General features: G+C 69.1%; 10 protein-coding genes and 1 pseudogene. All 11 read left to right on the top strand.

Annotated elements, in window-relative coordinates:
• Nucleotides 1-1,022, top strand: a 1,022-nt coding sequence (locus tag AB0M20_RS10915) for a toprim domain-containing protein (RefSeq protein ID WP_364296779.1), incomplete at its 5' end; no start/stop codon positions are given.
• Nucleotides 1,019-1,540, top strand: coding sequence for a hypothetical protein (locus AB0M20_RS10910; RefSeq protein WP_364296777.1), 522 nt, complete (start codon nt 1,019-1,021; stop codon nt 1,538-1,540). The genes AB0M20_RS10915 and AB0M20_RS10910, both read left to right, overlap by 4 nt.
• Nucleotides 1,541-1,623: 83 nt before the next feature.
• The gene (locus AB0M20_RS10905; protein WP_364296775.1) at nt 1,624-2,553 is read left to right on the top strand and encodes an ABC transporter ATP-binding protein; all 930 of its coding nucleotides are present in this window, start codon (nt 1,624-1,626) and stop codon (nt 2,551-2,553) included.
• Nucleotides 2,553-3,311 carry an ABC transporter permease gene (locus AB0M20_RS10900; protein ID WP_364296773.1) on the top strand — a complete coding sequence of 253 codons (759 nt, stop codon included), beginning with the start codon at nt 2,553-2,555 and terminating at the stop codon, nt 3,309-3,311. Before AB0M20_RS10905 ends, AB0M20_RS10900 begins: the two co-directional genes overlap by 1 nt.
• 10 nt (nt 3,312-3,321) lie before the next feature.
• Nucleotides 3,322-4,131, top strand: coding sequence for an ABC transporter permease (locus AB0M20_RS10895; protein ID WP_364296771.1), 810 nt, complete (start codon nt 3,322-3,324; stop codon nt 4,129-4,131).
• 135 nt (nt 4,132-4,266) lie between these two features.
• On the top strand, nt 4,267-5,346 hold the full coding sequence (locus tag AB0M20_RS10890; RefSeq protein ID WP_364296769.1) for a YihY/virulence factor BrkB family protein: 1,080 nt from the start codon (nt 4,267-4,269) through the stop codon (nt 5,344-5,346).
• A 464-nt stretch (nt 5,347-5,810) separates the two neighbouring features.
• On the top strand, nt 5,811-6,986 hold the full coding sequence (locus AB0M20_RS10885) for an ROK family transcriptional regulator (protein WP_364296767.1): 1,176 nt from the start codon (nt 5,811-5,813) through the stop codon (nt 6,984-6,986).
• Nucleotides 6,983-8,548, top strand: coding sequence for a sugar ABC transporter ATP-binding protein (locus AB0M20_RS10880; RefSeq protein ID WP_364296765.1), 1,566 nt, complete (start codon nt 6,983-6,985; stop codon nt 8,546-8,548). The genes AB0M20_RS10885 and AB0M20_RS10880 overlap by 4 nt, the downstream gene beginning before the upstream one ends.
• A complete protein-coding gene (locus AB0M20_RS10875) occupies nt 8,545-9,603 on the top strand; it encodes an ABC transporter permease (RefSeq protein WP_364296763.1) in 1,059 nt (352 codons plus the stop codon). Before AB0M20_RS10880 ends, AB0M20_RS10875 begins: the two co-directional genes overlap by 4 nt.
• A 61-nt stretch (nt 9,604-9,664) precedes the next feature.
• A complete protein-coding gene (locus AB0M20_RS10870; protein ID WP_364296761.1) occupies nt 9,665-10,708 on the top strand; it encodes a substrate-binding domain-containing protein in 1,044 nt (347 codons plus the stop codon).
• 31 nt (nt 10,709-10,739) lie between these two features.
• Nucleotides 10,740-10,932: pseudogene (locus AB0M20_RS10865) on the top strand (hypothetical protein); the annotation flags it as partial.

Below are 10,932 nucleotides of genomic sequence, written 5' to 3'. Positions count from 1 at the left end.
CCTGCCACGAGGCCGGCGTGACGACCGCCGTGGCCACCTGCGGCACCGCGTTCGGCGCAGACCACATCGGCGTGCTGCGCCGCCTGCTGATGGACAGCGACAGCGTGGCCGGCGAGATCATCTTCACCTTCGACGGGGACGCGGCGGGGCAGAAGGCGGCGCTGCGCGCGTTCGAGGACGATCAGCGGTTCGTCGGGCGTACCTTCATCGCGGTCTCGCCCAACAACATGGACCCCTGCGAGCTTCGCCTGGCCAAGGGCGATCTCGCGGTCCGCGACGTGATCGCGAGCCGCGAGCCGCTGGTGGACTTCGCGCTGCGGCAGGTCCTGACCCGCTTCGACCTGGACACGGTCGAGGGGCGGGTCGATGCGATGCGACGCGCGGCGCCCTTGGTCGCCAAGATCAAAGATCGGGAGAAGCGACCGGAGTACGCGCGCAAGCTCGCCGGTGACCTCGGCATGGACCTGGAGCCGGTGATGCGCGCGGTGGCCTCGGCCCAGTCCTCGGCCGATCGCGAGATCGTGACCCAGCGGCGGCCGTCCACCGCCGAGAGTCCGCAGCGGATGGTCGAGCGCGAGGTGCTGAAACTGGCGTTGCAGTACCCGGTGCTGGCCGGCCCGATGTTCGACGCGCTGGGCCCGGAGGCGTACGGCGACGAGGTGTTCCGCTCGATCCGGGCGGCGATCGCCGAGGCGGGCGGCACGGCGGCCACCACCGGCGGCGTCGTGTGGATCGAGGCGGTCCGGGACGCGTGCGACGACCTGAGCGGCAAGGCGATCATCGGCGAGCTGTCGGTGGAGCCGCCGCGGCTGGACGGCGAGGTCGACATGCACTACGTGTCGACGCAGCTGGCCCGGTTGCAGTGGGGCGCGGTGACCACCCGGATCCGCGACCTGAAATCGAAGGTGCAGCGGATCAACCCGGTCGCGCACAAGGACGAGTACCTGGCGCTGGCCGGGGAGTTGTTCTCGCTGGAGCAGCACGCGCGGGCGTTGCGCGAGCAGGCGGCAGGAGGATTGTGAGTCTTTTTCGGCGGCGTCCCAAGCTGCCGGCCGGGTTGCGGCCGGAGCTGGAGGCGGACGAGCGGGTGCTGGCCTGGGCCTCGGTCGACGAGGGCGCGGCGGTGGTGGTGACCAACCGCGGCCTGTGGTTGCCCGGCCAGGGCCGGCTGGGCTGGCACGACATCCACAAGGCGGCGTGGTCGGGCCGGGAGCTGCGGGTCGTCCCCGCCGAGGTGGCCGAGGTGCGCGAGAGCTACGCGGTGCTGGTGGATGCGCCGCCCGTCTCGTTCCTGCTGCTCGAGCCGGGGGAGGTGCCCGACCAGGTGCGTGCGCGGGTGACCCGTTCGGTGGCGTACACCGCGCATCATCCGCTGCCGCAGGGCGGGGTGCGGGTGGTCGGGCGCCGGGTGAGCGGGGTGGACGGCTTGAGCTGGGCGGTCCGGTACGACTCAGGCACGCCGGTGGACTCGGAGCCGGTGATCAAGGTGACCGACGAGCTGGTGACCCAGGCGCAGAACGCGCTCGCCCCACCCCCGTAACGCTGTGACGGGTGTCACTGCTCGGCATCCGCGGGCCGGAAATTCGGCCGAGAATGTCGGACCCTCTCACTAGGGTCGTGCGGGTGAGTGAGGAACCCCTGATCCACGCCCGCGGTCTGGTCAAACGCTTCGATGCCTTCGTTGCGGTCGACGGCATCGACGTCGATGTCCAGCGTGGTGAGGCGTTCGGCTTCCTGGGGCCCAACGGCGCGGGCAAGAGCTCGACGATGCGCATGATCGGCTGCGTCTCTCCGCCGACCGACGGGGTGCTGCGCATCCTCGGCCGTGACCCGCTGCGCGACGGCCCGGCCATCCGCGCGCGGCTCGGCGTGTGCCCGCAGCTGGACAATCTCGACGTCGAGCTGACCGTGCGGGAAAATCTCACCACCTATGCCCGGTTCTTCGGGATCCCGCGCCGCGTGGCGCGCCGCCGTGCCGACGAGCTGCTCGAGTTCGTGCAGCTGACCGAGCGCGCCGACAGCAAGGTCGACCCGCTGTCCGGTGGCATGAAACGGCGGTTGACGATCGCCCGGGCGATGGTCAACGAGCCCGAGATCGTGCTGCTCGACGAGCCGACCACCGGCCTCGACCCGCAGGCCCGGCACCTGGTGTGGGAGCGGTTGTTCCGGCTCAAGCAGCAGGGTGTGACGCTGGTGCTGACCACGCACTACATGGACGAGGCCGAGCAGCTCTGCGACCGGCTCGTGGTGATGGACGGCGGCAAGATCGTGGCCGAGGGTTCGCCGCGGGCGCTGATCGAGCGGTTCTCCACGCGCGAGGTGGTCGAGCTGCGGTTCGCCGCCGAGTCGCAGGAGATCTACGCCGACAAGCTGGCCGGCCTCGGTGAGCGCCTCGAGGTGCTGCCCGACCGCATCCTGCTCTACGTGGCCGACGGCGACGACGCGGTCGCCGAGGTGCTGGGCCGGTCGCTGAGCCCGGCCAGCGTGCTGGTCCGGCGCAGCAGCCTGGAGGACGTGTTCCTGCACCTCACCGGCCGGACGCTGGTGGATTGATGAGCGCGACCCTGGCGGTTCTGGAGTACCACCTGGTCGGCTATCGCCGGCTCTGGCGGGCCAGCGTGCTGTCCTCGTTCGTCCTGCCGTTGCTGACCATGGTCGGCTTCGGGATCGGCGTGGGGGCGTATGTGACCGGTGGCGTCGACGGGGTGCCCTATCTCGACTGGATGGTGCCCGGGCTGATCGCCTCGACCGCCATGCAGATCGCCATCTCGGAGTCGACGTGGCCGGTGCTCGGCGGCTTCGAGTGGCGGCGAGTCTACTTCGGGCAGGCGGACGCCCCGCTGCGGATCGCCGACATCATCGGTGGCCACCTGCTGTTCGTGCTGCTCCGCGCGTTGCTCGGCGGTTGCGCGTTCCTCGCTGTCGCGGCCGTCTTCGGCACGTTGCACAGCTGGTGGGCGCTCGCCTGCGGGCCGATCGCCGTGCTGGTCGGGCTGTCGGTGGCCACGCCGACCTTCGCCTATGCGGCGTCGGTCAGCACGGACAGCTACCTGGCGATCCTGATGCGGATCGGGGTGCTGCCGATGTCGCTGTTCTCCGGTGTGTTCTTCCCGGTCGACCAGCTGCCGGTGGTGCTGCGCTGGGTGGCGTACCTCCTGCCGCTCTGGCACGGCGTCGACCTGAGCCGCGCGGCCACCCTCGGTGTTGCGCCGGAGTGGTCGGTGACCGGTCATCTGCTGTATCTGGCGGCGTGGGGCGTCGCCGGATGGTGGCTGGCGACCCGTGCCTTCTCCCGCCGGCTCGTGGTCTGAGGGGGCTGCCGTGGTCACTCTGGTCCTGCCGCGCCTGATCGCCGCCCGTGGCGCCGGGCGGCGGTCGCTGTCGATGGTGGAGCGCAACGTCGCGGCGCTGCGCAGCTCGTACTGGATCGTGATGGCGACCGGCTTCCTGGAGCCGATCTTCTATCTGTTCTCGATCGGCATCGGCGTCGGCGCGCTGGTCGGCGACTTCACGCTGGCCGGCGGCAAGGTGGTGTCGTACGCGGTGTTCGTCGCCCCGGCGATGCTCGCGTCGTCGGCGATGACCGGCGCGCTGTCCGAGACCACGTTCAACTTCTTCGGGAAGATGAAGTGGATGCGGCTGTACGACGGGATCATCGCGACCCCGGTGCGGCCGATGGAGATCGCGATCGGGGAGCTGACCTGGGCGATGGTCCGGGGCAGCCTCTACTCCGCGGCGTTCCTCGTGGTGATGGTCTCGATGGGTCTGACCTCGGCCGGCCTGGCGTTGATCGCGTTCCCGGCCGCCGTGCTGGTCGGCTTCGCCTTCGGCGGGATCGGCCTGGCACTGTCCACGTTCATGCGCAGCTGGCACGACTTCGACCTGATGATGACCGTGCAGTTCTCGCTGTTCCTGTTCTCCGGCACGTTCGCGCCGGCCGAGGGCTACCCGACGGTGCTGCGCTGGGTGGTCGAGGTGACGCCGCTCTACCGGTCGGTCGACCTGATCCGCGGCATCACCACGGCGTCCTGGAGCCTGACGCAGGTGTGGGACGTGCTGTACCTGATCGTCCTGTTCGGGGTCGGTGTGACGGTGGCTGGCCGGCGGATGAGCCTGCTTCTCTGCAAGTGACCTTGGAGCACGCTGTGACCGTTGGGTTAGACCCCTCTGGTGGCGGGCATCCCTCTCGTTAGGCCGCTCGCTCCGCACGACGCCGGGCGGTGGCCGACATAGACGTGACGCACCGCCCGGAGGGAAACACTCGTCATGAAGCTTCGCCACAAGGCCGACCAGCAGGCCGGGGCCCGCGACGACAAGCTTGATGTCGACGCCGTGGCCACGACAAAGACCGGCGACGACCGCGACAACGACCTCTCTGCGCCTTCGCCGGATGCCGGGCCGGACAGCCCGGCAGAGCTCAAGGGCAAGGGGGTCTTCGCGGCCGTCAAGCGGACCCTGAAGCAGTTCTCGCAGGACAATCTCTCCGACTGGGCCGCGGCGCTGACCTACTACGGCATCCTGTCGATCTTCCCCGCGATGATCGCGCTGGTCTCGATCCTCGGCATGGTCAGCAACGACGGCAAGAAGACCGTCACGGACACGCTCGACCAGGTCGTGCCGAGCCCCCAGATCCAGTCGCTGGTCGACCAGGTGCTGAACCAGGTGAGCGACCCGGGCAAGGCGGGCATCGCGGCGGTCATCGGTATCGCGCTGGCCTTCTGGTCGGCGTCCGGCTACGTGGCCGCGTTCATGCGCGCCTCGAACGCCGTCTACGACGTCCCCGAGGGCCGGCCGATCTGGAAGACCATCCCGATCCGCCTCGCCGTCACCGCCGTCGTCGGCATCATGCTGGTCGCCTCGGCGGTCATCGTGATCTTCACCGGCGACCTGGCGCAGGCCGTCGGTAGCCGGATCGGCCTCGGCGACGCGGCCGTGACGGTGTGGAGCATCGCGAAGTGGCCGGTGCTGGTGATACTGGTCAGCCTGATGTTCTCGGTCCTCTACTGGGCCTCGCCGAACGCCAAGACGGGCGGCTTCCGCTTCGTCAGCCCGGGCGGCATCTTCGCGGTCGTTCTGTGGATCCTGGCGTCCGGCGCGTTCGCGCTCTACCTCTCCTTCTTCGCCAACTACAACAAGACCTACGGCGCGCTGGGTGGCGCCATCGCCTTCCTGGTCTGGCTGTGGATCTCCAACCAGGCGATCCTGCTCGGCGCGGAGCTCGACGCCGAGTTGGAGCGGGGCCGCGCGATCGCGGCCGGCCACTCGCCGGACGACGAGCCGTTCCTGCAGCTGCGCGACGACCGCAAGATCAAGAAGGGCAGCGAAAAGGGCCTGAGCACCGACTAGCCCCCACACGCACAACGCGGCCGGTTCCCACGAGGGAGCCGGCCGCGTCGTGCAACCACCAAGTGGTAGCCGAGCCCCCTTTTAAGGGCCCGCCCGCGTGGCTGAGCTACCACTTCGGGTTCGGCCCGCGTCGTGCAAGCGACGAGTGGTAGCCGAGAGGGCTTTCGAGGGGCCGGATAGGCGGCTGGGCTACCACTTCAGGTTCGGCCGCGTCGCGCACGCGACGAGTGGTAGGTGAGCCACCTTTCCGGGGGCCCGCCGGGTGGCTGGGCTACCAGTTTGGGGTGCGGGACCTCTAGAGCCATCGATGGGAAGTGGGGAACCCCAGTCGGACTTTTGGTGGAGCAGACAAAAGTTGGTAGAGATTTTCTGGAAGGTATGGACCTGGACGGCGTAAGAAGCCTAGTGTGACCGGCACGACACAGCGTCATTTCATCGCTGTGAACCCTCTGCCGGAGGTAGTGGTGCACGCTGACGCCCCTCACCACCGGGTGCTTCGCCTGCTGCGCGACGAAGGCCCGGTGTCACGGGCCGAGCTCGGTGACCGGCTCGCGCTGACCCGGCCCCGACTGCTCGCCGAGGTCGAAAGGCTCGTCGCCGCCGGGCTCATCGCCGAGGCCGGCATGGCCGCCTCGCGCGGCGGCCGCCGATCCACCCTGGTCGAGCTGCACCCCCGGCTGCGCTTCGCCGCGGTCGATCTCGGGGCCAGCTCGATCGACATCGAGGTGACCAACGGCCGGCTGGAGCCCGTGGCGACGTACCGCGAGGCCGCGGACATCCGATCCGGGCCCAAGGTCATCCTGCACCGGGTCAACGAGCTGCTGGCCAAGGCGCACACCGACGGCGCGTTCGATCGCCTCGACGCGGTCGGCATCGGCGTGCCGGGCCCGGTGAGCTTCCGCGACGGCGTACCGGTGTCCCCGCCGATCATGCCGGGCTGGGACCGCTATCCCGTGCGTGAGCTGTTGGCCCGTGAGCACGGCTGCCCCGCGGTGGTGGACAACGACGTGAACATCATGGCGATCGGCGAGCGGCACGGCGGCGTCGCGCACTCGGTCGACGACTTCCTCTTCGTCAAGATCGGCACCGGAATAGGGTGTGGCATCCACCTGGCCGGTGACGTCTACCGTGGCGTCGACGGGTGCGCCGGCGACATCGGGCACATCCAGGTCGACGCACACGGCCCGGTCTGCTCGTGCGGCAACGCCGGCTGCCTGGAGGCGCTGTTCAGCGGCGCCGCGCTGGCCCGCGACGCGCTGGCCGCGGCCCGCAACGGCGACTCCCCGGCGCTGGCCGAGCGGCTCGAGGGCAACGGCGAGATCGTCGCGCGTGATGTCGCCGAGGGCGCCGCCGAGGGTGATGTGACGTGCATCCGGCTGATCCGCGACGGCGGGCGCCGGGTCGGCGGAGTGCTGGCCACGCTGGTCAGCTTCGCCAATCCGTCGATGATCGTCATCGGGGGCGGGTTGGCGCAGCTCGGGCACATCCTGCTGGCCGAGATACGCAGCGTGGTCTACCGGAGGTCACTACCACTGGCCACCGGCAATCTCCCGGTCGTCCTCTCCGAGCTCGGCAGCCGAGCCGGCGTCACCGGCGCTGCCGTCCTGGCCAGCGACACGGCATTCGAGCAGGCGTCATGACCGCCCCGGAGCAGCGGCCCGTGGCCGACGACACCATGTCCGACCGGCCGGTCGTCCTTCAACTCACCGACGTGGTCAAGACCTTCCCCGGGGTACGCGCACTCGACGGCGTCCAGCTCGAGGTCCGCGCCGGCGAGGTGCACTGCCTGCTGGGTCAGAACGGCGCCGGCAAGTCCACCTTGATCAAGGTGCTGGCCGGGGTGCACCACGCCGACGAGGGCAGCATCACGTGGCAGGGCGAGCCCTTCGCCCCGGCGAACCCGCAGGCCGCCATGCGAGCCGGCATCGCGACCATCTACCAGGAGCTCGACCTGGTCGACGACCTCTCGGTCGCCGAGAACGCGTTCCTGGGTCACGAGGAGCGCCGCCTGGGCTTCATCCGCCGGGGCGCGATGGCGAAACGTACCCGGGAGATCCTGGCTCGTCTCGGACACCCGCAGATCCCGCCGCGGCGCATGGTCCACGCGCTGCCCGCGGCCGGTAAGCAGATCGTCAGCATGGCCCGCGCGCTCTCGCACGACGCCAAGCTGATCGTCATGGACGAGCCCAGCGCCGTGCTCGCTCATGACGAGGTGGGCAACCTCTTCCGGATCATCCGCGAGCTGACCGCACAGAACATCGCGGTCATCTACATCTCGCACCGGCTCGAGGAGATCCGCGAGATCGGCGACCGGGTCACCGTGCTGAAGGACGGCCGCACCACGGCCGCGAACCTCCCGGCCCGCACCACTCCGACGCGCGACCTGGTGAACCGCATGACCGGCCGCAGCATCGAGTACGTGTTCCCGCCGCGGGTCGAGCCGGAGGATCCCGAGACCCTGCTCGTGGTGGAGAACCTGACCCGCGAGGGCGAGTTCGAGGACGCCTCGCTGACGGTCCGCAAGGGTGAGATCGTCGGCATCGCCGGGCTGGTCGGTTCGGGCCGGTCCGAGCTGCTCGAGACGATCTTCGGCGCGCGGCTCGCCGACTCGGGCACGGTCACGATGGACGGCAAGCGGATCAACACGGTCGGCGGCGCGGTCCGGGCCGGCATCGGCATGGCGCCCGAGGAACGCAAGAGCCAGGCGTTGCTGCTGGGCGAGCCGATCTACAAGAACATGACGCTGGCGTCGTTCTCGAAGTTCGCCACGGTCGGGTTCACCGACACCGGTGACGAGCGCGCCGCCGCCGCCAAGGTGGCCGACTCGCTCGAGCTGCGCCCGCTGAACATCGACCGCGCGGTGCGGACGCTCTCCGGCGGCAACCAGCAGAAGGTCGTGGTCGGCCGCTGGCTGCTCGGCGGCACGAAGCTGCTGCTGCTGGACGAACCCACCCGAGGGGTGGACGTCGGCGCGCGGGCCGAGCTCTACCAGGTGATCCACAGGCTGGCCGAGAGCGGCGTCGGGGTGCTGCTGGTGTCCAGCGAGGTGCCCGAGGTGCTGGGCCTGTCCGACCGCGTCCTGGTGATGCGCGAGGGCCATTTGATCCATGAGGCGCCGGCCGGCGACCTCGATGAAGCCGCGGTTCTCGACCTCGTCATGGCGGGGTCACTGTTGGCAGGTGCTGAGGAGGAAGCGGCATGACCGACACGGTGGCCAAGAAGCCGGCACCCGCGCCGGAAACCCCATCACATCAGTCGAAGCAGAGCTGGTGGAAGAGCGACAGCGCCGAGCCGGTACGCCGGAACCTCGGGCTCGTCGCCGTACTGATCATCCTGGTGATCATCGGGATCATCACGCGACCGGAGCTTTACGGCGACGCGACCTGGGTGAAGAACAACGTCTTCACGATTCTCCAGCAGGCGTCCGCGATCGGCGTGATCACGGTCGGCATGACCTTCGTGATCATCGGCGGCGGCATCGACCTGTCGGTGGGCGCGATCATCGCGCTGGCGGGCGTCTGGTCGACCACGCTGGCGACGCAGAGCTACGGCGCGGTCGGCATGATCTTCACGGCCATCGTGGTCGGCGTGGCCGTCGGCCTGATCAACGGCGTGCTGATCTCGTACGGCAAGCTCGTGCCCTTCATCGCGACGCTCGCGATGCTGGTGGCGGCCCGCGGCCTGGCCGCGCAGATCTCCGGGAAGCAGACCCAGGTGTCGGCGAACCAGACGATCAACGGCATCGCCTCCACCAAGATCATCGGCATCCCGGTGCTGGTGTTCATCCTGGCCGCCGTGGTCGCGGCGGGCTGGGTGCTGCTCAACCGCACGACGTTCGGCCGCCGCACGGTGGCGGTCGGCGGCAACCCGGAAGCGGCCCGGCTGGCCGGCATCAACGTCCGCTTCCACACGATGCTGCTCTACGCTCTGTCCGGCCTGTGCTGCGGGATCGGCGCGATCATGCTGACGTCGCAGGCGACCAGCGCGCAGGCGGCCATGGCGAACCTCTACGAGCTCGACGCGATCGCTGCGGCGATCATCGGCGGCACGCTGCTCTCCGGCGGCCGCGGCACCATCGTCGGCGCGCTGTTCGGCGTGCTGGTGTTTAGCACCATCACCAACCTGTTCGCGATCAACAACCTCTCCACCGAAGTCCAGAACATGGTCAAGGGCGGCATCATTGTTGCGGCCGTCCTGGTCCAGCAGTTCCGCTACAAATCGCTCACCCACCTCTTGGGACGCACCAAGAGCAGCTGAAATCCCCAATACAAAACACAAGGCGACCGGTGACGGCCGCCGGGTCACACCTGGAGAAAACATGTCCAACATGTCCCGCCGCCGCATCCTCTTCGGTGGTGCCGCGGTCGGTGCCGGCGCCCTCCTCACCGCCTGCACCAGCAACGATCCGCAGGAGAACACCCAGATCAACACCAGCAACGAAGAGGCGAACCCCAACTCCGCGCCGGGCGAGAAAGTGGTCATCGGCTTCTCCGCCCCGGCCGCCGACCACGGCTGGATCGCGGCGATCACGAACAACGCCAAGGCGCAGGCCGGCGCGTACAAGGACGTGGAGTTGAAGGCCGTCGAGGCCGGGGCCGACGCGGCCGCCCAGCGGGCCACCCTCGCGACGCTGATCGCGCAGAAGCCGACCGTCCTCGTGATCCTGCCGCACGACGGCAAGGAGTTGAACGCGTCCGCCCTGGAGGCGACCAAGGCCGGCATCCCGGTGATCAACCTGGACCGCGAGTTCCCGGATGCGCTCGCCTACCGCACCCTGATCAAGGGCGACAACTACGGCATGGGCGTGGCCGCCGGCAACTACATCGCGGCTCAGATGAAGGCCAAGGGCGTCAGCGCCCCGATCATCGGCGAGATCGCCGGCATCGACTCGCTGCCGCTGACCCAGGAGCGGTCGAAGGGCTTCAAGGACGCGCTCGCGGCGGCCGGCCTGAAGGTCGGCAACCGCCGTGCCGCCGAGTTCACCGCGGACTCGGGCCAGCGGGAGGCGGCCGGCCTGCTGCAGGCGCTGCCGAAGATGGACGCGCTCTGGAACCACGACGACGACCAGGGCATCGGTGTGCTGGCCGCCATCAAGCAGGCCAACCGCAGCGAGTTCTTCATGGTCGGCGGCGCCGGCTCGAAGGCCGCGATCGACGCGATCCAGGCCGACAACAGCGTCCTGAAGGCGACGGTCACCTACAGCCCGTCGATGGCATCCTCGGCGATCTCCCTGGCCCGCCTGATCGGCCAGAACAAGGGTATGTCCGACCTGGTGGAGCTGCAGGTTCCCAAGGAGATCACGCTCGCCTCCGAGACGATCACGAAGGAGAACGCGAGCAAGTACGCCAAGCTCGGGTTCTGACCTCACCGCCGCTCGACAAGGGAGAGAAAAGATGGGGCAGCTGCGGGTCGGCATGGTCGGCTACGCGTTCATGGGTGCCGCGCATTCCCAGGCGTGGCGCACCGTCAACCACGCCTTCGACCTGCCGCTGTCGGCTGAGCTGTCAGTGGTGTGCGGCCGCAGCGAGGAGAAAAACTTTATAAAACATGGTTTTGTAAGTCTAAATTATGTCCGGTTTGTAATTG

The organism is Actinoplanes sp. NPDC051633, assembly GCF_040681735.1.
Classification (GTDB): Bacteria; Actinomycetota; Actinomycetes; order Mycobacteriales; family Micromonosporaceae; genus Actinoplanes.
This window is presented reverse-complemented; position numbering and strand designations above follow the sequence as displayed.